The sequence below is a fragment of the Pandoraea commovens genome (assembly GCF_902459615.1).
GTDB classification, from domain to species: domain Bacteria; phylum Pseudomonadota; class Gammaproteobacteria; order Burkholderiales; family Burkholderiaceae; genus Pandoraea; species Pandoraea commovens.
Genome location: NZ_CABPSA010000001.1, coordinates 977138 through 1000663, shown reverse-complemented (window position 1 = coordinate 1000663; position 23526 = coordinate 977138). Strand labels below are relative to the sequence as shown.

Below are 23526 nucleotides of genomic sequence, written 5' to 3'. Positions count from 1 at the left end.
GCGTACGCGCCGGCCATCCGTCTCGCAAGCCGAGTCCGGCAACGTCGGCGGCAGCGTTCCGCCACGATTGCCGGAGCAACACAATGAGGAGTGTGTGCCATGCGTGTGTCTGACATCCTGAAAGTGAAGGGCAACACCCTTTTCACCGTGACCCCGGAGACGTCGCTGGCGGATGCCGTCGATACGATGGCGGAACACGACATCGGTTCGCTCGTCGTAATGGAGTACGGCGATCTTGTGGGTATGCTCACGTTTCGCGAGATCATCAACACGATCAGCAAGAACGGCGGCACGGTCGGCGGCTCCACGATTCGCAAGATCATGGATGACCATCCGCTGACCTGCACGCCGGAGACAGACGTCAACGAAGTGCGTCGCATGATGCTCGAGCGCCACGCCCGCTATCTGCCGGTCATGGAAAGCCGCACGCTCATGGGCGTAATTTCCTTCTACGATGTGGCCCGTGCGGTCGTCGAGGAGCAATCCTTCGAGAACCGTATGCTCAAGGCCTACATTCGCGACTGGCCGGCCGAGGAAGCGGAAAACGCAAAGTGAGTGAGGCCAGTCAGCGCGAGGCTCGCGGCGACGGCCACCAATCACGACTGCTGAAGGAACGCCGTTTCGCGCCGTTCTTCTGGACGCAGTTCCTCGGCGCGATGAACGACAACGTGTTCAAGATCGCGTTCACGTCGCTCGTCACGTATCACGCATCGCTTTTTCAGGACGTCGATGGCAAGACCGCGGCGTTCCTGATATCGGCCATTTTCATCGCGCCGTTTCTCCTGTTCTCCGCGACCAGCGGGCAGATTGCCGACAAGTGGGACAAGGCCCGGCTGATCCGCTTCGTCAAGACGCTGGAGATCGCCATCATGGTCGTGGGCGCCGCCGGGTTCGTCTGGACGAGCGCGCCGTTGCTGTATATCTGCACGTTCCTGATGGGTTTGCACTCGACGCTGTTCGGGCCGGTGAAGTACGCCTATCTCCCGCAGCACCTCGCCAATCATGAGTTGGTGGGGGGCAATGGGCTCGTCGAAATGGGCACGTTCGTGGCGATTCTTGTCGGCACGATTATCGGCGGCGAGTTGGCGGGCGCGGGCGCAGGGGCACTGCCGTGGATCGGCGGCGTGTGTATCGGTCTCGCGATGCTGGGGCGTCTGGTCTCCACCTGGGTGCCGCAAACACCTGCTGCACAGCCGGACCTGCGCATCAACTGGAATCCGTTCACTGAGACGTGGCGAAATCTGAGCATCGCGCGCAAGGATCGCGCCGTGTTTCAGAGCCTGCTCGGTATTTCGTGGTTGTGGTTTCTTGGGGCCACTTTCCTCGCATCGTTCTTCAATTTCTCGCGCGACGTGCTGGGGGCGAACCCCGACGTCGTGACATTGCTGCTGGCGATGTTCTCCGTCGGCATCGGCATGGGGTCGCTGCTCTGTGAGCGGCTCTCGGGAGGCAAGGTGGAAATCGGGTTGGTGCCGTTCGGGTCGATCGGCATGACGGTATTCGCTGTCGATTTGTACTTCGCGAGTCGGGGCGGCGCGCCCGGCGGGGCGTTGCAGACGGTCGGACAGTTCGTTTCGCAACCCGCACATTGGCGCATCCTGGCCGATCTGTTCCTGCTGGCGATGTTCGGTGGCTTCTACAGCGTCCCGTTGTATGCCCTCATTCAGAGCCGGAGTGCGCCGTCGCATCGCGCGCGCATCATTGCCGCGAACAACATTCTCAACGCGCTGTTCATGGTCGTGTCTGCGGTGATGGCCATGATGCTCACGAAAGCCGGGCTGACCATCGATCAGTTATATCTCGTCACCGGCATTCTTAACGCGCTCGTCGCCGTCTATCTCTACTCCTTGCTACCCGAGTTCCTGATTCGTTTCGTGATGTGGTTAATGCTTCACACCATCTATCGGATCGAGGTGAAAGGGGCGGATCAGATTCCGGACGAGGGGCCTTGCGTGCTGGTGTGCAATCACGTGAGCTTTGCCGATGCCGTGGTGATCGGCGCGTCGATCCGTCGCCCGGTGCGTTTCGTGATGGATCATCGAATTTTCAAAATTCCCGTGCTGTCCTGGTTCTTCCGCACCGTGGGCGCCATTCCGATTGCGCCGGCGCACGAAGATGCGGCGGGTCTGGAGCGCGCCTACGCGCAGATTGCCAAGGCGCTCGACGCGGGGGATGTGGTTTGCATCTTCCCGGAGGGCAAGCTCACGGCGTCGGGCGACCTGCAAGTGTTTCGGCAGGGCGTGCAACGCATCATCGAGCGCTCGCCTGTGCCGGTGGTGCCGATGGCGCTGCGCGGACTCTGGGGAAGTTTCTTTTCGCGGCACGGCGGGGCAGCGATGACGCGTCCGTTCAAGCGGGGCATTCTGAACCGGTTGGAACTGGTGGTCGGCGAGCCGGTCGCACCGGCGCAGGCGACGCCCGAATCGTTGCGCGACAAGGTACTCAAGCTTCGCGGCCCCTGGCCGGTATAATAGACAATTCCCGTCACACCCCAATCTGATCCCCGTATGTCTGGCAATACGCTTGGAACCCTGTTTACCGTTACCACTTTCGGCGAATCGCATGGCCCGGCCATCGGCTGTGTGATCGATGGATGTCCGCCGGGAATGGCGCTGACGGAAGCCGACATTCAGGTGGAACTGGATCGTCGCCGTCCGGGTACGTCGCGTCACGTGACGCAGCGTAACGAGCCGGATGCCGTCGAGATTCTCTCGGGCGTATTCGAGGGTGTGACGACGGGCACCCCCATCGCCTTGCTCATCCGCAACACCGATCAGCGCAGCAAGGATTACGGCAACATCGTGCAGACGTTCCGTCCCGGGCACGCCGATTACACCTATTTGCAGAAATACGGCGTGCGCGACTATCGCGGCGGCGGACGTTCGTCGGCGCGTTTGACGGCGCCGGTCGTGGCGGCGGGGGCTGTGGCGAAGAAGTGGCTGGCGGAGCGCTTTGGCGTGCAGGTGCGCGGCTGTATGACGCAGCTCGGCGATATCGAAATTCCGCAGACCGATTGGTCCCAAGTGCCCCAGAATCCGTTTTTCGCAGCAAACGCAGAGGTCGTCCCGCAGCTGGAAGCGTACATGGACGATCTGCGTAAGGCCGGGGATTCGGTCGGCGCGAAGTTGCGTGTGATCGCGACGGGCGTGCCGGTCGGTCTCGGGGAGCCACTGTTCGATCGCCTGGATGCCGATATCGCTCACGCCATGATGGGGTTGAATGCTGTCAAGGGCGTCGAGATCGGTGCGGGGTTCCGCAGTGTGACGCAGAAGGGGTCCGAGCACGGCGACGAACTGACGCCGGAAGGCTTTGTCGGCAACAACGCAGGTGGGATTCTGGGCGGCATTTCGACGGGGCAGGACATCGACGTCTCGATTGCCATCAAGCCGACGTCGAGCATTCGCACGCCGCGCCAGTCGATCGACGTCAATGGACAACCGTCAACGGTGGAGACGTTTGGCCGTCACGATCCCTGCGTTGGCATTCGCGCGACGCCGATTGCCGAAGCGTTGCTGGCGCTCGTGTTGATCGACCATGCGCTGCGTCATCGTGCGCAGTGCGGCGATGTCCACGTGAACACGCCAATCATCCCGGCGCGCGCACCGGAGTGAGCGGAGTAGGGCGAAGTAACGCGGCGCGAGCCGACATGCTGAACCCCCAAAAAAACGCCAGACGATGGGTCTGGCGTTTTTCACATCTGCGGCCTCATCTTTCCGTTGGCACGATCACTCGCGACATTGCGTGATGGGCTGCTCGCCCTTGGCGGTGTACAGCGTGCCTTCGGGACCCTTGCTCCACCAGATGAGTGTGCGTCCGACGTGCTTTTCCCCACTCGCGGCGCGCGTCGGCTTGAGGACCTCGCGTTTGCCCATCCAGTACAACGTGACGTCGCCTCCGAGGTTGTGATCGTCGTAGACGAGCACGGCGACGTGCTGGTTGTCGCACAGGTAGCTGACCGTCTTGGCCTGGACGGCGCCGCCGGTCAGTGCGAGGGCGCTTGCCAACATCGCGCCCGACATCCATACGGAAATTCTCGACATCATGCCTCCTGTGTGCAAATAAAAACCGCCGGGCGAACCGGCGGCAATACAACATCACATATTCGGGTAGTTCGGACCACCACCGCCTTCCGGCGTGACCCACACGATGTTCTGCGTGGGGTCCTTGATGTCGCACGTTTTGCAGTGCACGCAGTTCTGGGCGTTGATCTGCAAACGCTCGGAATCGTCGTCGTTCTTCACGAACTCATACACACCGGCCGGGCAGTAGCGTTGTTCCGGTCCGGCGTATTCATTCAGATTGATACCGACCGGCACGCTTGCGTCTTTGAGCGTCAGGTGAGCAGGCTGGTTCTCTTCGTGATTGGTGTTCGAGATGAACACCGACGACAGGCGGTCGAACGTGAGCTTGCCGTCCGGCTTCGGGTAGACGATCGGCTGGCATTGCGCGGCCGGCAGCAGGCATTCGTGGTCGGCCTTCTTGCGATGAATCGTCCAGGGCATTTTGCCGCCGAGCAGCTTTTGCTCGATGCCGGTCATGAGCGTCGCGACCGTCAACCCCTTCTTGAACCACTGCTTGAAGTTGCGCGCCTTGTTCAGTTCCTCGTGCAACCACGATTGCTCGAACGCAGCCGGGTAGGCCGTCAGCTCATCGCGCTGGCGATCTGCTGTGACGGCATCGAACGCAGCATCGGCGGCCATCATGCCGCTCTTGATCGCGGCGTGACTGCCCTTGATGCGGCTGACGTTGAGGAAGCCGGCTTCGCAACCGACCAACGCACCGCCCTTGAACACCAGTTTCGGCAGCGCGAGCAATCCACCTGCCGTGATGGCGCGAGCTCCGTACGAAATGCGCTTGCCGCCTTCGAGGAAGTGACGAATCGACGGATGCGTCTTGTAGCGTTGGAACTCTTCGAACGGCGACAGATACGGATTGCTGTAGTCCAGCCCGACGATGAAGCCGACGGCCACCTGATTGTTCGGCAGATGGTAGAGGAACGAGCCGCCGTAGGTGCTCGAATTGAGCGGCCAGCCCGCCGTGTGAATCACCAGGCCTTCCTTATGCTTGGACGGATCGATTTCCCACAATTCCTTGATGCCCAGACCGTACGCCTGAGGGTCGCGCCCCTCGTCGAGGTTGAATTTGCGCATCAGTTGGCGGCCGAGACTGCCGCGCGCACCTTCCGAGAAGATTGTGTACTTGGCGTGCAGCTCCATGCCGAGCTGGAAGTTCTCGGTCGGCTCGCCGTCCTTGCCGACACCCATATTGCCGGTCGCCACGCCCATGACCGCGCCGTTTTCGTCATAAAGCACTTCGGCGGCAGGAAAGCCCGGGAAGATCTCGACGCCCAGCGCTTCGGCCTGCTGACCGAGCCAGCGCACGACATTGCCCAGGCTGATGACGTAATTTCCGTGATTCTGGAAGCAGGCAGGCAGCAGCCATGAAGGCGTGGAGGTTGCGCCGGTTTCGCTCAGGAACAGAAAGCGGTCTTCGACGACGGGGGTGTCGAGCGGTGCGCCGAGTTCCTTCCAGTTGGGGATGAGCTCGGTCAGGGCTTGCGGATCCATGACCGCGCCGGACAGGATGTGGGCCCCGATTTCCGAGCCTTTTTCCAGGACGCAGACGGAAATTTCCTTGCCCGCTTCCTGTGCGCGTTGCTTCAAACGGATAGCCGTGGACAGGCCGGCCGGACCGCCGCCAACAATGACGACGTCATACTCCATCGACTCCCTCGGGCCGTACTGCTCAAGCAGCTTGGGATCCATTGATGCTCCTGTTATAAACGTTAGAATTCGTGGGTGCGGCCATTTTCCGGGAATGGGGAACACCTCGCAACCGCATATTAATAGTACGGTCGTTCGATTTGGTAGGTAGGAAGCTCTAGCGGCGAGCCGGTTGGCGACGCCGTTGCTCAACGGGTGTCGAGGCACGAGGGAGAAGACGATGGGGCGTTCGCTGAATCTGGAAGGCAAAGTCGCAATGGTCACGGGGGCGTCGAGCGGGCTTGGCATGCAGTTCGCCAAAGTGCTCGCGCAGGCGGGGGCGAAGGTTGTGCTGGCCAGCCGTCGCGTGGAGCGACTCAAGGAATTGCGGGCGGAAATCGAGTCTCAGGGCGGCGCCGCGCACGTTGTGCCGCTCGACGTCACCGACTACGACAGTATTCGTGCCGGGGTCGCGCATGCCGAGACCGAAGCGGGTGCTATCGACATTCTGATTAACAACTCAGGGGTGTCGACCCAGCAAAAGCTGGTCGATGTGACGCCGCAAGATTTCGATTACGTCGTCGATACGAACACGCGCGGTGCGTTTTTCGTGGCGCAGGAAGTGGCCAAGCGCATGATCCGTCGCAGCAAGGGCGACCCGCAACGGCAACACCGGATCATCAATGTGGCCTCGGTCGCCGGGCAACGGGCGATTTCCATGCTCGGTGTCTATTGCATGAGCAAGGCCGCCGTGATTCATATGACCCGTTCGATGGCGCTCGAATGGGGACGCTACAACATCAATGTGAATGCGCTCTGTCCGGGATATATCGATACGGAAATCAACCACGATCATTGGCAGACCGAAGCCGGCCGCAAGCTGATCCAGATGTTGCCGCGCCAGCGCGTTGGCGAGCCCGGCGACCTTGATGGGTTGATTCTGCTTCTGGCCTCAGACGATTCCCGTTTCATTAACGGCTCGATCATGACCATCGACGATGGTCTGGCGGTAGGCTAAGCGCGACGGCCGTCCGATGGCCGCCTGGCAAGGCCATCGCAGGCGGTCGGCCGATTGCGCAGGCTCGCTGCAATGCGGCAATCGGGGATTGTCCGAGGCAGTCAGCGCAGTGACGACGGGCGCATAATTTCCCGGCACTCCAGAACGCTTATTGACGTTCATGGACGCGCAGCGGATCACGAAGGGCGTCGTGTTGACGTCGGATCCCGAATCATCTCGAGGACAACATGCGTAATCAAGGCTGGCGGGGGCTCGTCGGAGTCGCGCTTGCCCTCGCCGCAATCGCGCTGCCAGTGGCCGCGCAACCTTACAAGGCCGAATACACGCTGTCGATCGTGCCCGATGGCGGCACACCGTGGGGCAAGGGCACGCAGCTCTGGGCGGACATGGTGCGTGAGCGCACGCAAGGGCGCATCAACATCCGGCTCCACCCCAACGCCACGCTCATGGGCGGAGATCAGACGCGCGAATTCACGGCGCTGCGTCAGGGCGTCATCGACATGGCTGTCGGTTCGACGATCAACTGGTCGTCGGCGATTCCCGAATTCAACGTTTTCTCGCTGCCATTCCTGCTGCGCGGGTATCGCTCGCTCGATGCGCTCACACAGGGTGAGGTCGGCCGTGAACTCTTCCGTCGTGTGGAGGAGCAGGGGGTCGTGCCGCTGGCGTGGGGGGAGAACGGTTTTCGCCAGGTGACCAATTCGCGTCGCGCGATTCGCTCGCCGGAAGACATGAGAGGGCTGCGCTTTCGCGTTGTCGGCTCGCTCTTGTTCAACGATATCTTCACAGCGCTCGGCGCGGTGCCCACTCAGATGACGTGGGGCGAGGCCATTCGCGCGTTGCGAGCCCGCAAGATCGACGGCCAGGAAAATCCGGTCACGATATTCAACAATACGCGGCTCGATACCGTCGGGCAGCGCTACCTGACGGTATGGGACTACGTGGCCGACCCCATCGTCTTCGTCGTCAATCGCCAGGTCTGGGATAGCTGGTCACCGCAGGATCGCGACATCGTGCGCGACGCTGCGGTGGAGGCGGCTCGCTTCGAAGTCACGCTGGCCCGTGAGGATCTGCTCAGCAGTGGGCAGGGGATGTGGGAAAGCCTGGAGTCCCGCGGGGTGAAGGTCACACGACTGACCCCTGAGCAGCGCCAGCGCTTTGTCGATGCGACGCGGCCGGTCTACGTGAAGTGGAAGGCGCTTGTCGGGCGCGATCTGGTCGAAAAGGCCGAAGCGGCCGTCAGGGATGAGTCGATCAGCAGCAAGTCGCCGTCCCTCGGGACTCGCAAGTAAGACGCGGGTCCGTCGCATTGCCGGGGGTGGCGAGGTGCTTCGGGTACTTTGGACGCTTCGGAAACTTCCGATACACGGCCCTCTCGCCACTCCTAAATGACGGCTCGTCGAGGCGAATCTCGGCAGTCTGACGCGCGCCACACCAGCCGAAGCGCTACACTTCATCTCCATGACGCCCTGTCAGTTCAAGGCAGGGCGTCGATTTTCATCATGGGGAATTGCAGTGTCGTCAGAGTACAAAGAAGTCTTTCGTATGAGCATGCCCATTCGCTGGGGCGATATGGACGCCTTCGGGCATGTCAATAACACCGTGTACTTTCGTTACATGGAGCAGGTGCGTATTTCGTGGCTGGAAACGCTGGACATCGCGTCGGAAGAGCGCGATACGGGCGAGGGCCCCGTCATCGTCAATGCCAACATGACGTTCCTGCGTCAATTGCGCTATCCCGGCGATATCGATTGCCGCATGTTTATCGGCGCACCGGGACGCAGCAGCATCGACACGCGCTTCGAACTGCGACGCGCCGATACGCCGGACATTCTCGTGGCCGAAGGCGGCGCGAAAATCGTCTGGGTGAACTATCAGGCTGAGAAGTCGGTGCCGCTACCTGAGGCCGTGCGTACGTTGGTCACCGAGGGCTGAGACGTTCAATTGCCGAGCAGACGTTGCACCAGTTCCGTTGCCGTGCCGGCGCCGTATTTCTGCATGAGACGGGCGCGGTAGATATCGACGGTTCGCGGGCTGATCTCGAGAATCTTGCCGATCTGTTTGCTCGTTTTGCCTTGCACGAGTTGGGCAGCAATTTCGCGTTCACGGGCGGTCAACGCGACGGCGACGCGGCGTGTGGCGGAGATGTCTTCAAAGGTCCAGAGGCCTGCGGCGTGCGGATCCTTGACGTCGAGCGAACGGCCTGTAACGTGGCACCAGAACAATTCGCCGTTGGCACGTCGCATGATGCGTTCGTCCGAATAGACGCCTTGCGTACTCATGATGGGCGGAATGCGTTCACCGATGCGCTCGAATTCCTTCGGTGACGGATACAGTACCTGGAAAGACTGGCCGATGAGCGTTTCGTGCGCGTAGCCGAAGATCTTGCCGAGTTGGCGGTTGCAGTCCTCGATGATGCGCTGGCGCGAAATGACCAGACCGACGGGGGCGATGTGAAAAGCTGTCTGGTAATCGAACGTCGGCATTGGGGGAGATACGGATCCGGTCGGGTCTCCCGCGTGGGAGCTGCGTGTGGCGGCCCGGTACGCGGGAAGATATGTAATTTCACGTATTGTGCCCCATTTGCGTGCCACCGTAAGCTCTGAGATTGCATGAGGTGCGTAGTCCGCAGCGTTGGCGGGCTGTCGCAAGCCTCGCAACGCGCGGGTGCGCGGCATAATTTCAATTCTCAACCGAGGGAAAGGGACAAACGATGAACAAGGTATACGCCAGCGCCAAGGAGGCGCTCGCCGGTGTCGTCGCAGACGGGCAAACGCTCGCCGTCGGTGGCTTCGGCCTGTGTGGCATTCCGGAGGCCCTGATCGCCGCATTGCGCGACTCGGGCGTCAAGGGGCTCACCTGCATCAGCAACAACGCCGGCGTCGACGGTTTCGGCCTCGGTCTGCTGCTGGAGACGCGTCAGATCAAGAAAATGATCTCGTCGTATGTGGGCGAGAACAAGGAATTCGAGCGTCAGTATCTGGCGGGCGAGCTCGAACTTGAGTTTACGCCGCAAGGCACGCTGGCCGAGAAGCTGCGCGCCGGCGGCGCCGGCATTCCGGCATTCTTTACGAAGACGGGCGTGGGCACTGTGGTTGCCGAAGGTAAGGACACGCGCGAGTTCGACGGCGAGACGTACGTCATGGAGCGCTCGCTGCGCGCCGACGTGGCGCTGGTCAAGGCTGCCAAGGCTGACCGTGCAGGCAACCTCGTCTTCAATCGCACCGCCCGCAACTTCAATCCGATGGCTGCCATGGCCGGTAAGATCACCATCGTCGAAGTCGAAGAACTGGTCGAAACCGGTTCGATCGATCCGGACGACGTGCATCTGCCGGGGATCTTCGTTCAGCGCATTGTGCTGAATGCACATCCGGAGAAACGCATCGAACAACGCACGGTACGTGCCAAGTAAGCGCCGAGATCAAGGAGATAACCATGGCATGGAATCGTGACGAAATGGCTGCGCGCGCGGCGCGAGAGCTCGAAGACGGCTTTTACGTGAACCTCGGCATCGGTTTGCCCACGCTGGTGGCGAACCATGTGCCGGACGGCATGGAAGTTTGGCTGCAATCGGAAAACGGCCTGCTCGGCATCGGTCCGTTCCCGACCGAAGACGAAGTCGACGCCGACATGATCAACGCCGGCAAGCAGACGGTGACGACGCTCCCGGGCTCGTCGATCTTTTCGTCGGCCGATTCGTTCGCGATGATTCGCGGCGGTCACATCAATCTGGCGATTCTCGGGGCGATGCAGGTCAGCGAAAAGGGCGACCTCGCGAACTGGATGATCCCGGGCAAGATGATCAAGGGCATGGGCGGTGCGATGGACCTCGTTGCTGGCGTCGGTCGCGTGGTGGTGCTCATGGAGCATGTGGCCAAGGGCGATGCGCACAAGATCCTCAAGGCCTGCGATCTGCCGCTCACCGGTGTGGGCGTGGTCAATCGCATCATTACCGACCTCGGTGTGATCGACATCACGCCGGATGGTCTGAAGGTCATCGAACTGGCGCCGGGCGTGACGAAGGAAGAAATCTCGCAGAAGACCGGGGCACAGCTCGATACGAGCGCCGTCTGAGGTCGATGCGATTGTTGCTGGATTGCCCGGTAGGTTGCCGGGCAATGCGCGGTACCGAATTGCTGAGGATGACTCGGGCCGTTGAACCCGGTCATCGGTGATGTAGGAAGTTGGACTGTGCAAGGCAAAACGGGCGGAGACCTTCTCCGCCCGTTTTGTTTTGATGATCGGCATTGTTGGCCAACGGATGAAACGCCGCATCAACGCCGTCACTGCCTTTGGTGCTGCCTTCGTTGCTGCCTTTGTCGCTGCCTTTGTCGCCTTACTGCGCCGTCCAGCCACCGTCCATGTTCCATGCAGCCCCGCGGACTTGCGCGGCGGCGTCGCTGCACAGGAAGACGGCGAGCGCACCGAGCTGCTCGGGCGTGACGAACTCTCCGGAAGGTTGCTTCTCGCCGAGCAGCGAACGCTTGGCTTCGTCCCCTGACAGCTTGTCACGGGCTGCTCGGTCGTCTACCTGCTTTTGCACGAGCGGCGTGAGCACGAAACCTGGGCAGATCGCGTTGGCCGTCACCCCGGTCTGCGCATTTTCCAAAGCCGTGACCTTCGTCAGGCCGACGATCCCGTGTTTGGCTGCCACATACGCCGACTTGCCCGCTGAACCGACGAGTCCATGGACCGACGCGATGTTGATGATGCGTCCCCAGTTGCGCGTGCGCATGCCGGGCAAGGCAAGTCGCGTGGTGTGGAAAGCGGACGTCAGGTTGATGGCGATGATAGCGTCCCATTTGTCCGTCGGAAAATCCTGAATTTCCGCGACGTGCTGAATGCCTGCGTTGTTGACCAGAATGTCCACGCCGCCGAACGCCGATTCGGCATATTGCATCATCGCCTCGATCTCGCTTGCGCGGCTCATGTCGGCACCGTGATAGCCGACTTGTGTGCCCGTATGGCCCGCCTTCGCTGCGGCATCGGCAATGGCCTTGCGTGCCGTATCTGCGTCTCCGAAGCCATTCGTGATGAGGGTGGCGCCTTGTGCCGCAAGCGCTTGTGCCATGCCCAGACCGATGCCGCTGGTCGAGCCGGTCACGAGGGCGATTTTTCCTTTCAGCATTGCATCGTCTCCGTGCGGGAGGAAGGTGGGGGAGGAATACGATGTCGACGAGCGTGGACCGCGAACTGCGGTTTGATGCGGCTCATGAGTGACCTCATTCTAGCTTACGGTTTGCGGCAAGCGCGGTAGAATTCGAGTCTGGAAACCGATCCGATGAGTCTGCCATGCCGAGTCACGCGCCGCGTCTGTCGAACGTTCAGTGTCTGAGTCCATCCGGGTTGCATCGAATGGCCTATGCGGAGTGGGGCGATCCCGAGAACCCTCGTGTGCTGGTCTGTGTTCACGGGCTCACGCGCAGCGGTCGCGATTTTGACGCGCTGGCGAACGCGCTCGCAAACGACTACCGTGTGGTGTGCCCCGACGTGGTGGGGCGTGGCCAGTCGTCCTGGCTGTTGAACCCTGCAGGTTACGTTGTGCCGCAGTATGTTGCGGACATGGTGACGCTTATCGCCCGTCTCGGCGTTGCGACCGTCGACTGGTTCGGTACGTCGATGGGGGGACTCATCGGCATGGGACTCGCGGGTTTGCCGGATACGCCGATTCGTAACCTGCTGCTCAACGACGTGGGGCCGCATATCGATGCACCAGCCCTCGCGCGCATCGGGCAGTATGTTGGTATCCCGAAGCGATTTGCATCGATCGACGAAGGCGCAGATTACATCTGGTCGATCTCGTCGGCGTTCGGGCCGCATACCCGTCAGGAGTGGCTTGCGCTGAGCGAGCCGCTGCTCAAGGCGGATGGCGATGGCTATGTGCTGCGTTACGATCCGTCGATCGGAGCGGCCTTCTCGGCAGTGACGCCTGAGACCATCGCGTCGGGAGAAGCCATGCTCTGGGCGTCGCTTGCCGCGTTCCCGGGGCGAACATTGATCGTGCGGGGCGAGCAGTCGGACCTGCTTTCGCGCACGACGCTCGACCAGATGCTGGCGCACGCGCAACACGCGCGCGCTGTTGAAATTCCCGGCGTGGGACACGCGCCGACCTTTGTGCATGCGGATCAGATCGAGATCGCACGCCGATTTTATGAGGGATATGCCGACTGAGACGCGTCCGTGCGACGCGGGGTGGCGGTAGGTCCAGAGTCAGAAGAACACGAGGAGTTTTACATCATGGCAGTACAACGTTTCTACGTCGAAAAGCGCTGGTCGGATATGGCTGTGCACAATGGCACCGTCTATCTGGCCGGTCAGACCCCCGACGACCGTTCACAGGATATGGCGGGTCAGACGCGTCAGGTGCTCGCTCACATCGACCGCCTGCTCGGCGAAGCGAACAGCGACAAGTCGCTCATTCTGTCCTGTCAGATCTTCATCTCGGACATGAAGTACTTCGGTGAAATGAATCAGGTGTGGGACGAGTGGGTGCCGGCAGGCAATGCGCCCCCGCGTGCTACGGTGCAGGCGTTGCTCGCCGACCCTGCCATGCTTGTTGAAATCGTGGTCGTGGCAGCTCAGCGCGAAAGCTGAGTGCACGACCCGCAACATCCGGGGCGCTGGTCGCCCCGTGTTCCGACATGAACCAACACCAAGCACCGACATCCACTGAGTCGCGTTCGACGCCGGGTGTGGGTGATGCATCATTGCCCGCTACTCTGGACGACGCACTCGCGTTCGCCGCGACACTGTGCGGCGAGCACGTTCTCTCTTCCGGTGAACCGATCATGGCGCACGCGCGCGGCATGATCGCGATTCTCGACACGCTGCGCGTGGACGAGGCGACGCACCAGGCGGCGGCGCTCTTTTCTGCCGTCGAATTCCTCCCCGATCCACAAGCGACGCTGACACAGAAGTTCGGCGCCGAAGTCGCCGCGCTCGTGATTGACGTACGCAAGCTGCAACGGCTCTCGGGCGCTGGCGCGCGTGCCGCGCAAGCGATGCCGGTCGATGGCCGCGATCGCGACGCCATCGCGGAGCGAAAGTCGCAGGTCGAAGGGCTGCGCAAGATGCTGCTCGCATTTGCGCAGGACATTCGCGTCGTGATGATCCGGCTGGCGTCGCGTCTGCAATCGCTGCGCTGGTATGCGGCCGAGAAAAAGGCGCCGCCCGAAGATATGCCGCACGAGGTGCTGGAAATTTATGCGCCGCTGGCCAATCGGCTCGGTATCTGGCAACTGAAGTGGGAGCTTGAAGATCTCGCGTTCCGTTTCCTGGAGCCGGTCACATACAAGCAGATCGCCAAGCTGCTGGAAGAAAAACGCGTCGAGCGTCAGACGTTCATTGAAGGGGCGATCGAGCGGCTTCAGGACGAGCTCTCGCGTGCGGGCGTCAAGGCCGAAGTGTCCGGGCGTCCGAAGCACATCTACAGCATCTGGAAGAAGATGCGCGGCAAGGCGGTCGATTTTGCCGAGCTTTACGATGTGCGGGCGTTTCGCGTGATCGTCGACGACATCAAGGATTGCTACACGGTGCTGGGCATTGTCCATAACCTGTGGCAACCGATTCCGAAAGAATTCGACGACTACATTTCGCGTCCGAAACCGAACGGCTACAAGTCGCTGCATACGGTCGTCATCGGCGACGACGGGCGAGCATTCGAAGTGCAGATTCGTACGAACGAAATGCATCACTTCGCCGAGTACGGCATTGCGGCGCACTGGCGCTACAAGGAGGCCGGACAGCGGGGTTACGGCGGTGCGTTTTCGGCGAACGAAGCTTACGACGAGAAGATCGCGTGGCTGCGTCAGCTTCTCGCGTGGAAGGACGATGTCGCCGATACCGTGGGGGCCGAGGCTGCGGTGCAGCCGTGGGAGCAGCTCAAGCGCGCGACGATCGACGATCACATCTACGTGCTTACGCCGCAGGCGCGTGTGATTGCGCTGCCGCAAGGGGCGACGCCGGTCGACTTTGCTTATCACCTGCATTCGGAGCTGGGGCATCGGTGCCGCGGCGCACGTGTCGATGGTGCGATGGTGCCGCTCAATACGCCGTTGCAGAACGGGCAGACGGTCGAGATCGTCACGGTCAAGCAGGGTGGTCCGTCGCGGGACTGGCTCAATTCGCAACTCGGGTATTTGCAGAGCCATCGGGCGCGTCAGAAGGTGCGTCAGTGGTTCAACACCATCGACCTCGAAGAGACGATTGCGCACGGCCGCACGATCATCGACAAGACGTTGCAACGCGAGGGCAAGACGTCCGTCAACCTTGAGGAGTTGGCGGCGCGTCTGGGTTTTCGCGCGCCGGACGATCTCTACGCGTCGATTGCCAAAGACGAATTTAGCCTGCGGCACGTCGAGCAGGCGCTCTCGGGCAATCTGCCGGGGCCCGAGCCGAAGGACGACGACACGGTCGTCGCCAAGAAGAGTCTCGATACGAGTGTTGCGCAGGGGGCGAAGAGCGGTGTGCTGGTGGTGGGCGTCGGCGCCTTGCTGACGCAATTGGCCAAGTGCTGCCGGCCGGCGCCGCCGGATCCGATTGTGGGTTTCGTCACCCGGGGTAAGGGCGTGTCGATCCACCGCCAGGACTGCAGTAGTTTCCAGTCGATGAAGGCGCGCGCGCCCGAGCGGGTGATTCAGACGGCGTGGTCGTCCGACGTGCTCGAAGGGCGTGGCGTTGCGGCTTATCCGGTCAATATCCAGATCGAGGCGACGGATCGTCAGGGTCTGCTGCGCGACATCTCCGAAGTGTTTTCGCGGGAGAAGCTCAATGTAACGGGCGTCAGCACGCAATCGCGCGGTGCACAGGCGTTTATGCAGTTCACGGTCGAGGTGCGCGACGCTGGGCAGTTGCAGCGCGCCCTGGCGCAATTGAATGGCGTGACGGGCGTGGTGTCGTCGCGCAGGCGTTGAAATGGCTGTTGGCGGCGAGCGCTGTCGGGCGAGTTGCCCGGAGCTCGCCGCAGACAGTGCGATGCGGCAATGGACGTCGCGACCCCGCGCGAAAGCCTTGATTGATGCGGTTTTTCGTCGGCAGGCACAATAATCGCTTGGCGATGTGACGAAACCTTGCTAGAATCTCGTTCTCTTGCAGTAGGCTCGTAGCTCAGCTGGTTAGAGCACCACCTTGACATGGTGGGGGTCGTTGGTTCGAGTCCAATCGAGCCTACCAACGAAATTTAATGCATTACAGTCCGCGAAGCCCCGCAGACACAGGCGCTGGAAAACACTCATGTTGAAGACTGCCCGAACTTTCACAGTGGTGAAGGTGCGACGTTAAGTCGAGGGTGTTTTTCGTCTGGATGCAAGGAATGAAGAGACGGCCTCGACGACAGTCGAGGCCGTTTTTTTTCGTGGTTTTCCGCGTGGCGTGGGCCGCGCGTGACGTTTTTGCGCATGGGAGTGCGACATGATTTCGGTACGTTTGCCTGACGGTTCGCAACGCCAGTACGAAGCGCCGCTGACGGTGGCGCAAGTCGCCGGTTCGATCGGTACGGGTCTGGCCAAGGCTGCCCTGGCGGGCCGCGTCGACGGCAAGCTGGTCGATACGTCCTATCTGATCGATCGCGACGTGAGTCTCGCCATCGTCACGGACAAGGACGCCGACGGCCTTGACGTCATTCGTCACTCGACGGCTCACTTGCTGGCCTATGCGGTCAAGGAGCTGTTCCCCGAGGCGCAGGTCACGATCGGTCCTGTCATCGAAAACGGCTTCTACTACGACTTCTCCTTCCATCGCGCTTTCACGCCGGAAGATCTCGAAGCCATCGAGAAGAAGATGCACGAGCTCGCCAAGAAGGACGAGCCGGTGACGCGCGAAGTGCTGTCGCGCGACGACGCCGTGCGTCTGTTCCTGTCGATGGGCGAGAAGTACAAGGCCGAAATCATTGAATCGATCCCGGCCACGGACGAAATCGGTCTGTACCGCGAAGGCAAGTTCGTCGATCTGTGCCGTGGTCCGCACGTCCCCTCGACGGGCAAGCTCAAAGTCTTCAAGCTGATGAAGGTGGCCGGCGCCTATTGGCGCGGCGACGCGAAGAACGAGCAACTTCAGCGCATTTACGGCACGGCCTGGACGAAGAAGGAAGACCAGGACGCGTATCTGCACATGCTCGAAGAGGCCGAAAAGCGCGATCACCGCAAGCTCGGCCGCGCGCTCGACTTCTTCCACATGCAAGAGGAAGCGCCGGGCCTCATCTTCTGGCACCCGAAGGGCTGGACGCTCTGGCAGCAGGTCGAGCAATATATGCGCCGCGTCTACCGTAACAACGGCTACCAGGAAGTGAAGGGTCCGCAGATTCTCGACCGTTCGCTGTGGGAAAAGTCGGGGCACTGGGAGAACTACAAGGACAACATGTTCACGACGGAATCGGAGAACCGCGCCTACGCGCTCAAGCCGATGAACTGTCCGGGACACGTCCTGATTTTCAACTCGGCGCTGCACAGCTACCGCGATCTGCCGCTGCGTTACGGCGAGTTCGGTCAGTGCCATCGCAACGAGCCGTCGGGCGGTCTGCACGGCCTGATGCGTGTGCGTGGCTTTACGCAGGACGACGGTCACATCTTCTGTACGGAAGACCAGATCCTCGACGAGTGCGTGAACTACACGGCGCTGCTGCATGCGGTCTATAAGGATTTCGGCTTCACGGACATGATTTACAAGGTCGCAACGCGCCCTGAGCATCGAGTCGGTTCGGACGAAAATTGGGATAAAGCCGAATTCGCGCTGATGGAATCGCTGCGCCGTTCGGGCTGCGAATTCGAGATCGCCGAGGGCGACGGCGCATTCTACGGTCCGAAGATCGAGTACACGCTCAAGGATGCGCTTGGCCGTCAGTGGCAATGTGGCACGATGCAGGTCGATTTCTCGATGCCGGAGCGCCTGGACGCCGAATACGTGGCCGAAGACAACAGCCGCAAGCGTCCGGTCATGCTTCACCGCGCAATCCTTGGCTCGCTCGAGCGTTTCATCGGGATTCTGATCGAGCACCATGCTGGTGCATTGCCTGTCTGGCTGGCGCCGGAGCAGGTGATCGTGATGAATGTCTCGGAAAAAACGGCCGATTACGCCCAGGAAGTGACGAAAAAGTTGAAAGAACAAGGGCTTAGGGCTCGGAGCGATTTGCGCAACGAGAAAATTAGCTATAAAATACGCGAGCACTCTCTGCAGAAAGTTCCCTATCTCGTGGTAGTGGGGGACAAAGAGCAGGAGGGAAATACGGTAGCCGTGCGTGCCCGTGGCGGCGTGGATCTGGGTGTGATGCCCGTTGACGCGCTCATCGAACGTCTTGCGCAAGAATGCGCATCGTTCCAATAACGCCTGTCGGACAGCGCGGCTAAATTTTTGACTTTTTTCGAGGATAAGCAACATCGCTACCGAAAAGTCGCATCGCATAAATGGCGAAATTACTGCGCCTGAAGTGCGTCTAAATGGCGTCGACAACGAGCCGCTTGGTATTGTGAAGCTGGCAGAGGCGTTCCGTCTGTCCGAAGAGGCTGATGTCGATCTGGTGGAAATTGCACCGACCGCGAATCCGCCGGTTTGCAAGTTGATGGACTACGGCAAATTCAAGTATTCGGAACAGAAGAAGGCGCACGAGAACAAGCTGAAGCAGAAGATTGTTCAGATCAAGGAAGTCAAATTCCGACCTGGCACGGACGACGGTGACTACAACGTCAAGTTGCGCAATCTGAAGCGTTTCCTCGAAGACGGCGATAAGACCAAGATCACGCTGCGTTTCCGCGGTCGTGAGATGGCTCACCAGGAAATCGGTGCTCGTATGCTGGAACGTCTGAAGTCCGATCTCGAAGAGGTCGGCCAGCCGGAACAGATGCCGAAGATGGAAGGCCGTCAGATGATCATGGTCATCGCGCCGAAGAAGAAATAATGCCGTGGCGGTGTCGAACGACGCCGCCGGGCAGCAAAGAATTGTCGCCGTTGTCTGTTAAGGGCGCGGCAGCGATGCAGGGTGCAGTCCGGCCCTGAAAATAAGTGGTCTCAGGTTCTAAAAGGGGCGCGATTTTGGCGTCACACCTGTGATCATGTTAAAAACCCTGGAGTTTTTCATGCCTAAGATGAAAACCAAGAGCGGTGCCAAGAAGCGCTTTCGCGTGCGTCCTGGCGGTACCGTCAAGCGTGGTCAGGCCTTCAAGCGTCACATTTTGACGAAGAAGACCACCAAGAATAAGCGTCACCTGCGCGGTGCCGTCGGCGTTCATGAGTCTGATCTGAACTCCGTACGCGCAATGCTGCCCTTCGCTTAAACCCCGACTTAGATAGGAGAGAAACATGCCTCGAGTCAAACGTGGGGTCACCGCACGGGCCCGCCATAAGAAAGTCATCGCAGCAGCCAAGGGTTTCCGCGGCCGCCGCAATAACGTCTTCCGCATCGCTAAGCAAGCGGTCATGCGCGCTGGGCAATACGCCTACCGCGATCGCCGTAACAAGAAGCGCGTGTTCCGCGCCTTGTGGATTGCGCGTATTAATGCAGGTGTGCGTCAGCACGGTATGACCTACAGCGTGTTCATCGCTGGTCTGAAGAAGGCCTCGATCGAACTCGACCGCAAGGTGCTGTCCGACATGGCCATCAACGACAAGCCGGCATTTGCCGCGATTGTCGCTCAGGTGAAAGCCGCCGTCGCAGCCTAAGCTGTAGTTAGCGTATAGCGCGTTTGATAGCGCGCCGTTCGCCAAGAGGGGGCTCTCATCGGAGCCCCCTTTTGTTTTTTGCTTGCCTTTCCGCTTGTTTTCGCTGGTACACGCGGCCATTCCGACCGCCTAACTTGAGTCTGTAGCATATGGATCTGGAACTTATCGTCAGCGAAGCGCAGCGTGCGTTCGCCGCCGCTCCCGACGCCGCCGCGCTGGAAAACGAGAAAGCCCGCTTTCTCGGCAAGACCGGCCAACTGACCGAGTTGCTCAAGGGCCTCGGCAAGCTTGATCCTGAAACGCGCAAGACCGAAGGCGCACGGATCAACGCGGCCAAGCAACAGATCGAAGGCGCCCTGCAGGCGCGCCGCCAAGCCATGGCCGACGCGCTGCTCGATGCGCGCCTGTCCGCTGAGGCTATCGACGTCACGCTGCCCGGCCGAGGCCTGGGCGCTGGCAGTCTGCACCCCGTGCTCACCACCTGGGAGCGCGTTGAACAGATTTTCCGCTCCATCGGATTCGACGTGGCCGACGGCCCCGAGATCGAAACCGACTGGTTCAACTTCACTGCCCTGAACAGCCCCGAGAATCATCCGGCGCGCTCGATGCAGGACACCTTCTACGTCGAAGGCAATGACGATGCGGGCAAGCCGCTGCTGCTGCGCACGCACACGAGCCCGATGCAGGTGCGCTATGCGCGCATGAACAAGCCGCCGATCAAGGTGATCGCGCCGGGACGTACGTATCGTGTCGACTCCGATGCCACGCACTCGCCGATGTTCCATCAGGTCGAAGGTCTGTGGATTGCCGAAGACATCAGCTTCGCCGACCTGAAGGGTGTGTACACCGACTTCCTGCGCAAGTTTTTCGAGCGTGACGACATTCAGGTGCGTTTCCGCCCGTCGTACTTCCCGTTCACGGAGCCGTCCGCCGAAATCGATATGCAGTTCGAGACCGGCAAGAACGCCGGCAAGTGGCTGGAGATTTCGGGATCGGGGCAGGTGCACCCGTCAGTGGTCCGTAATATGGGTCTCGACCCCGAGCGCTACATCGGTTTCGCGTTTGGCTCGGGCCTGGAGCGTCTGACGATGCTGCGCTACGGCGTGCAGGATCTGCGTCTGTTCTATGAGAACGATCTGCGCTTCCTGCGCCAATTCATGTAATCGATGCCGTAGCCCCTGGCTGGCGCGTAAAGCCGCTGCCGCCGGGCTTTCGGAAGTGAAGAATTAACTGCGAGCGAACTGATCCATGCAATTCTCTGAATCGTGGCTGCGTACCCTGGTCGACCCGGATTTGTCGACGGACGCGTTGGCGCATGCCCTGACGATGTCCGGGCTCGAAGTCGAGGAAACCGATCCCGTCGCCCCGCCGTTCACCGGCGTGGTCGTGGCCAAGGTGCTCGAAGTCGCCCGTCACCCGGATGCTGACCGTCTGAACGTGTGTCAGGTCGATGCCGGCACCGGCGAGACGCTCACCATCGTATGTGGCGCACCGAACGTGGCGCCGGGTATCAAGGTGCCGTGCGCTACCGTCGGTGCGGCTTTGCCGCCGTCCGAAGCAGGCGGTGCACCGTTCCTGATCAAGATCGGCAAGCTGCGTGGCGTGCAAAGCTTCGGCATGCTGTGCTCGGCCCGTGAACTGAAGCTCTCGGAAGATCACGCCGGTCTGATGATCCTGCCGGAAGACGCACCGGTCGGCATGAATATCCGCGAGTATCTCGATCTCGACGACACGGTCTTCGTCGTCAAGCTCACCCCGAACAAGGCTGACTGCCTATCGCTGCTCGGCGTTGCCCGCGAAGTCGCGGCGATTACCGGCGCACCGCTCAAGGATCTTCCGGGGCAGGGCGCACAGGCGTCGACCATCGCGGACACGCTGCCGGTGCGCATCAGCTCGCCGGACGGTTGCGGACGCTTCGGCGGCCGCATCATCCGCAACGTGAACGCTGCGGCACCGTCGCCGCGCTGGATGGTGGAACGCCTGGAGCGCGCCGGACAGCGCAGCATCTCGGCGCTCGTCGACATCACCAACTATGTGATGCTCGAACTGGGCCAGCCGCTGCACGTCTACGATCTGAATCGTCTGCAAGGCGGGATCGACGTGCGCTTCGGCCGCGCGGGCGAGACGCTCAAGCTGCTCAACGAGCAGACGGTCGCGCTCGACGAGACGACCCTCGCCATCACCGATGCCAGCGGCCCGATCGGCCTCGCCGGCATCATGGGTGGCGATTCGACGAAGGCAGGTCTCGAGACGCAGAACATCTTCCTGGAAGGCGCGTTCTTCTTCCCGCAAGCCATTCAGGGGCGTGCTCGTAAGTACAACTTCACCAGCGATGCGTCGCACCGCTTCGAGCGTGGTGTCGACTTCGCTGGCAACGTGCGCGCGCTCGAGCGTGCCACGCAACTGGTCCTCGACATCTGTGGTGGTCAGGCCGGTCCGCTGGAAGACCAGGTCGCGAAGCTACCCGAGCGTCAACCGGTGAAGATGCGTGTGGCCCGTGCCGTCAAGATTCTCGGCGTGCCGGTCACCGAGCAGGAAATGAGCGCGATCTTCACGCGTCTCGGCCTGCCGTTCACGCTGACGGACGGTGTGTTCGAGGTCACGCCGCCGTCGTATCGTTTCGACATCGAGATCGAAGAAGATCTGATCGAAGAGATCGCACGCATTTACGGTTTCGACCGCATTCCGGCCAATCCGCCGGTGGCGGCGAGCGAAATGCGTCCGACGCAGGAAGGCCGTCGTTCGCAGCATGCGGTGCGTCACGCCGTGGCCGCGCGCGACTATCACGAGACGGTCGGTTTCAGTTTCGTCGATGTGGAATGGGAAGCCGACTTTGCCGGTAACGATAATCCGATAAAGTTGCTGAACCCGATTGCGAGTCACCTCGCCGTGATGCGCTCGACGCTTATCGGCAGCCTGATCGCGACGGCGCGTTACAACCTGAATCGCAAGGCATCGCGCGTTCGTGTGTTTGAAATCGGTCGCACCTATCACCGTGACAACACGGTGGCGTCCGGTGAACTGAGCGTGGGTGGGTATCGTCAGCCGCTGACCGTCGCGGCGCTGGCTTACGGTCCCGTGTTCGAAGAGCAGTGGGGCGCAGCGGCGCGTCAGGTCGATTTCTTCGACGTGAAGGGCGATCTCGAAGCCTTGCTGGCACCGCGCGCGGCGCGATTTGTAAAGGCTGAGCACCCGGCGTTGCATCCGGGACGCAGTGCTGCGATCGAAGTGGACGGCAAGCGCGTCGGTTTCATCGGCGAGCTGCATCCGCGCTGGCAGCAGAAGTACGACCTGCCGCAGGCGCCGGTGCTGTTCGAGATCGAGGCAGAGGCACTGTTCGGTCGTGACGTCGCGAGCTACGAGGACATCTCGAAGTTCCCGCCGGTCACGCGTGACCTCGCATTGGTGGTCGATCAGGCACAGCCGGTTCAGGTGCTGCTCGATGCGATGCTGGCTGCGCGTCATGACGATCCGGCATGCAGCGTGGTGCAGTCGGTGCGCCTGTTCGACGAGTTCCGGCCCAAGGCGGGCGCGGCTTCGGGCTCTCTGGGAGCCCAGGACAAAAGCGTGGCGTTTCGTGTTACTCTGCAAGACCCCTCGGGTACGTTGCAGGACGAGACGGTCCAGGGCGCCATTAACGCACTGGTACAACGGGTAGAAGGGTTCGGCGCACGTTTGCGCGCTTAAAACTCAGTAAAAGAATCCGGGTGCGAGTGGGTTATCGCACTGTCATCGCCATCGCGTGGGACGTATGAACGAAATGAATCCTGGTGAATTTGAAGCCATGCTCGCGGCGCAGCGCATTGCGCTGGGTCGCGGCGAAGTGAACGAGGTCTCGACCGAGGCGCCGACGCTGACCAAGGCCGAACTGGCCGAGTTGCTGTTCGAGCATGTCGGCCTGAACAAGCGCGAAGCGAAGGATATGGTCGAGGCGTTCTTCGAGTCGATCCGCGACGCGCTCGAATCGGGCGACAGCGTCAAGCTCTCCGGCTTCGGTAACTTCCAGTTGCGCGACAAGCCGCAGCGCCCGGGTCGGAATCCGAAGACGGGCGAAGCGATTCCGATTGCCGCGCGCCGTGTCGTGACTTTCCACGCCAGCCAGAAGCTCAAGACGATGGTCGAGTCCGGCGTACTGAGCAAGTAATTCCCCCGGCCGCC

At 61.1% G+C, this 23526-nt stretch carries 22 protein-coding genes and 1 tRNA gene; 19 read left to right on the top strand and 4 right to left on the bottom strand.

Annotated features, from left to right (window positions below; genetic code table 11):
- Positions 1-99 precede the first annotated feature (99 nt).
- Genes PCO31010_RS04435 through aroC form a run of 3 tightly spaced genes read left to right on the top strand, consistent with a single transcriptional unit; the run spans position 100 to position 3611 of the window.
- Positions 100-555 carry a CBS domain-containing protein gene (locus PCO31010_RS04435; RefSeq protein ID WP_039397675.1) on the top strand — a complete coding sequence of 152 codons (456 nt, stop codon included), beginning with the start codon at positions 100-102 and terminating at the stop codon, positions 553-555.
- Positions 552-2471 carry an MFS transporter gene (locus PCO31010_RS04430; protein ID WP_150663136.1) on the top strand — a complete coding sequence of 640 codons (1920 nt, stop codon included), beginning with the start codon at positions 552-554 and terminating at the stop codon, positions 2469-2471. Before PCO31010_RS04435 ends, PCO31010_RS04430 begins: the two co-directional genes overlap by 4 nt.
- A gap of 36 nt (positions 2472-2507) precedes the next feature.
- Complete coding sequence (gene aroC, locus PCO31010_RS04425; protein WP_150663135.1) at positions 2508-3611, top strand: chorismate synthase; 1104 nt, start codon at positions 2508-2510, stop codon at positions 3609-3611.
- A 114-nt stretch (positions 3612-3725) separates the two neighbouring features.
- Here aroC and PCO31010_RS04420 read toward each other — a convergent pair whose 3' ends face one another.
- Positions 3726-4040 (bottom strand): MliC family protein, encoded by a 315-nt coding sequence (locus tag PCO31010_RS04420; RefSeq protein WP_174984312.1) that lies wholly within the window; start codon positions 4038-4040, stop codon positions 3726-3728.
- A gap of 54 nt (positions 4041-4094) precedes the next feature.
- Positions 4095-5765, bottom strand: a complete 1671-nt coding sequence (locus PCO31010_RS04415) for an electron transfer flavoprotein-ubiquinone oxidoreductase (RefSeq protein WP_150663133.1) — start codon at positions 5763-5765, stop codon at positions 4095-4097.
- Positions 5766-5943: 178 nt separating this feature from the next.
- On the opposite strand from PCO31010_RS04415, the gene PCO31010_RS04410 reads away from it, so the two are divergent.
- The 3 genes from PCO31010_RS04410 (at position 5944) to PCO31010_RS04400 (ending at position 8655) form a co-directional block, all read left to right on the top strand.
- On the top strand, positions 5944-6720 hold the full coding sequence (locus PCO31010_RS04410; protein ID WP_046292318.1) for an SDR family oxidoreductase: 777 nt from the start codon (positions 5944-5946) through the stop codon (positions 6718-6720).
- A 227-nt stretch (positions 6721-6947) separates the two neighbouring features.
- Positions 6948-8012, top strand: a complete 1065-nt coding sequence (locus PCO31010_RS04405) for a DctP family TRAP transporter solute-binding subunit (protein ID WP_150663132.1) — start codon at positions 6948-6950, stop codon at positions 8010-8012.
- Between the two features lie 169 nt (positions 8013-8181).
- Positions 8182-8655, top strand: a complete 474-nt coding sequence (locus tag PCO31010_RS04400; RefSeq protein ID WP_150663131.1) for an acyl-CoA thioesterase — start codon at positions 8182-8184, stop codon at positions 8653-8655.
- Positions 8656-8660: 5 nt separating this feature from the next.
- On the opposite strand, the gene PCO31010_RS04395 is transcribed toward PCO31010_RS04400, so the two are convergent.
- Positions 8661-9206 carry a PAS and helix-turn-helix domain-containing protein gene (locus PCO31010_RS04395; RefSeq protein ID WP_039397689.1) on the bottom strand — a complete coding sequence of 182 codons (546 nt, stop codon included), beginning with the start codon at positions 9204-9206 and terminating at the stop codon, positions 8661-8663.
- Positions 9207-9433: 227 nt separating this feature from the next.
- Between PCO31010_RS04395 and PCO31010_RS04390 the strand changes: the two genes are divergently transcribed.
- Positions 9434-10132, top strand: coding sequence for a CoA transferase subunit A (locus tag PCO31010_RS04390; protein WP_039397691.1), 699 nt, complete (start codon positions 9434-9436; stop codon positions 10130-10132).
- Positions 10133-10155: 23 nt separating this feature from the next.
- Entirely contained in the window at positions 10156-10794 is a 639-nt protein-coding gene (locus PCO31010_RS04385; RefSeq protein ID WP_039397694.1) for a CoA transferase subunit B, read from the top strand.
- 262 nt (positions 10795-11056) lie between these two features.
- Here PCO31010_RS04385 and PCO31010_RS04380 read toward each other — a convergent pair whose 3' ends face one another.
- The gene (locus PCO31010_RS04380) at positions 11057-11848 is read right to left on the bottom strand and encodes a 3-hydroxybutyrate dehydrogenase (protein WP_150663130.1); all 792 of its coding nucleotides are present in this window, start codon (positions 11846-11848) and stop codon (positions 11057-11059) included.
- Positions 11849-12012: 164 nt separating this feature from the next.
- Between PCO31010_RS04380 and PCO31010_RS04375 the strand changes: the two genes are divergently transcribed.
- The 11 genes from PCO31010_RS04375 (at position 12013) to PCO31010_RS04325 (ending at position 23512) form a co-directional block, all read left to right on the top strand.
- Positions 12013-12891 carry an alpha/beta fold hydrolase gene (locus PCO31010_RS04375; RefSeq protein WP_150663129.1) on the top strand — a complete coding sequence of 293 codons (879 nt, stop codon included), beginning with the start codon at positions 12013-12015 and terminating at the stop codon, positions 12889-12891.
- A 66-nt stretch (positions 12892-12957) separates the two neighbouring features.
- Positions 12958-13314 (top strand): RidA family protein, encoded by a 357-nt coding sequence (locus PCO31010_RS04370; protein ID WP_039397700.1) that lies wholly within the window; start codon positions 12958-12960, stop codon positions 13312-13314.
- A gap of 47 nt (positions 13315-13361) precedes the next feature.
- Positions 13362-15632: a RelA/SpoT family protein gene (locus PCO31010_RS04365; RefSeq protein WP_150663128.1), complete on the top strand. Its 2271-nt coding sequence runs from the start codon at positions 13362-13364 to the stop codon at positions 15630-15632.
- Positions 15633-15814: 182 nt separating this feature from the next.
- Positions 15815-15891: transfer RNA gene (locus tag PCO31010_RS04360), tRNA-Val, on the top strand.
- A gap of 237 nt (positions 15892-16128) precedes the next feature.
- Positions 16129-18036 carry a threonine--tRNA ligase gene (gene thrS / locus PCO31010_RS04355; RefSeq protein WP_150663127.1) on the top strand — a complete coding sequence of 636 codons (1908 nt, stop codon included), beginning with the start codon at positions 16129-16131 and terminating at the stop codon, positions 18034-18036.
- A 52-nt stretch (positions 18037-18088) separates the two neighbouring features.
- Positions 18089-18607, top strand: coding sequence for a translation initiation factor IF-3 (gene infC, locus PCO31010_RS04350; protein ID WP_373275412.1), 519 nt, complete (start codon positions 18089-18091; stop codon positions 18605-18607).
- 178 nt (positions 18608-18785) lie between these two features.
- Positions 18786-18983 (top strand): 50S ribosomal protein L35, encoded by a 198-nt coding sequence (gene rpmI / locus PCO31010_RS04345; protein WP_010806049.1) that lies wholly within the window; start codon positions 18786-18788, stop codon positions 18981-18983.
- Positions 18984-19008: 25 nt separating this feature from the next.
- Entirely contained in the window at positions 19009-19368 is a 360-nt protein-coding gene (rplT, locus tag PCO31010_RS04340) for a 50S ribosomal protein L20 (RefSeq protein ID WP_010806048.1), read from the top strand.
- A 149-nt stretch (positions 19369-19517) separates the two neighbouring features.
- Positions 19518-20531 carry a phenylalanine--tRNA ligase subunit alpha gene (gene pheS / locus PCO31010_RS04335; protein ID WP_039397704.1) on the top strand — a complete coding sequence of 338 codons (1014 nt, stop codon included), beginning with the start codon at positions 19518-19520 and terminating at the stop codon, positions 20529-20531.
- An 85-nt stretch (positions 20532-20616) separates the two neighbouring features.
- Complete coding sequence (gene pheT, locus PCO31010_RS04330; protein ID WP_150663125.1) at positions 20617-23055, top strand: phenylalanine--tRNA ligase subunit beta; 2439 nt, start codon at positions 20617-20619, stop codon at positions 23053-23055.
- Positions 23056-23119: 64 nt separating this feature from the next.
- Positions 23120-23512, top strand: a complete 393-nt coding sequence (locus tag PCO31010_RS04325; RefSeq protein WP_039397708.1) for an integration host factor subunit alpha — start codon at positions 23120-23122, stop codon at positions 23510-23512.
- Positions 23513-23526 lie beyond the last annotated feature (14 nt).

Bases quoted from the DNA above. Each gene is read 5' to 3' on its own strand.
- PCO31010_RS04405 (WP_150663132.1), top strand. From the start codon at position 6,948: ATGCGTAATCAAGGCTGGCGGGGGCTCGTCGGAGTCGCGCTTGCCCTC.
- pheT (WP_150663125.1), top strand. From the start codon at position 20,617: ATGCAATTCTCTGAATCGTGGCTGCGTACCCTGGTCGACCCGGATTTG.
- PCO31010_RS04325 (WP_039397708.1), top strand. From the start codon at position 23,120: ATGAACGAAATGAATCCTGGTGAATTTGAAGCCATGCTCGCGGCGCAG.
- PCO31010_RS04410 (WP_046292318.1), top strand. From the start codon at position 5,944: ATGGGGCGTTCGCTGAATCTGGAAGGCAAAGTCGCAATGGTCACGGGG.
- PCO31010_RS04385 (WP_039397694.1), top strand. From the start codon at position 10,156: ATGGCATGGAATCGTGACGAAATGGCTGCGCGCGCGGCGCGAGAGCTC.
- PCO31010_RS04375 (WP_150663129.1), top strand. From the start codon at position 12,013: ATGCCGAGTCACGCGCCGCGTCTGTCGAACGTTCAGTGTCTGAGTCCA.
- PCO31010_RS04390 (WP_039397691.1), top strand. From the start codon at position 9,434: ATGAACAAGGTATACGCCAGCGCCAAGGAGGCGCTCGCCGGTGTCGTC.
- PCO31010_RS04395 (WP_039397689.1), bottom strand. From the start codon at position 9,206: ATGCCGACGTTCGATTACCAGACAGCTTTTCACATCGCCCCCGTCGGT.
- PCO31010_RS04400 (WP_150663131.1), top strand. From the start codon at position 8,182: ATGACGCCCTGTCAGTTCAAGGCAGGGCGTCGATTTTCATCATGGGGA.
- PCO31010_RS04365 (WP_150663128.1), top strand. From the start codon at position 13,362: ATGAACCAACACCAAGCACCGACATCCACTGAGTCGCGTTCGACGCCG.
- PCO31010_RS04370 (WP_039397700.1), top strand. From the start codon at position 12,958: ATGGCAGTACAACGTTTCTACGTCGAAAAGCGCTGGTCGGATATGGCT.
- PCO31010_RS04415 (WP_150663133.1), bottom strand. From the start codon at position 5,765: ATGGATCCCAAGCTGCTTGAGCAGTACGGCCCGAGGGAGTCGATGGAG.
- rpmI (WP_010806049.1), top strand. From the start codon at position 18,786: ATGCCTAAGATGAAAACCAAGAGCGGTGCCAAGAAGCGCTTTCGCGTG.
- pheS (WP_039397704.1), top strand. From the start codon at position 19,518: ATGGATCTGGAACTTATCGTCAGCGAAGCGCAGCGTGCGTTCGCCGCC.
- aroC (WP_150663135.1), top strand. From the start codon at position 2,508: ATGTCTGGCAATACGCTTGGAACCCTGTTTACCGTTACCACTTTCGGC.
- PCO31010_RS04420 (WP_174984312.1), bottom strand. From the start codon at position 4,040: ATGTCGAGAATTTCCGTATGGATGTCGGGCGCGATGTTGGCAAGCGCC.
- PCO31010_RS04435 (WP_039397675.1), top strand. From the start codon at position 100: ATGCGTGTGTCTGACATCCTGAAAGTGAAGGGCAACACCCTTTTCACC.
- thrS (WP_150663127.1), top strand. From the start codon at position 16,129: ATGATTTCGGTACGTTTGCCTGACGGTTCGCAACGCCAGTACGAAGCG.
- PCO31010_RS04380 (WP_150663130.1), bottom strand. From the start codon at position 11,848: ATGCTGAAAGGAAAAATCGCCCTCGTGACCGGCTCGACCAGCGGCATC.
- rplT (WP_010806048.1), top strand. From the start codon at position 19,009: ATGCCTCGAGTCAAACGTGGGGTCACCGCACGGGCCCGCCATAAGAAA.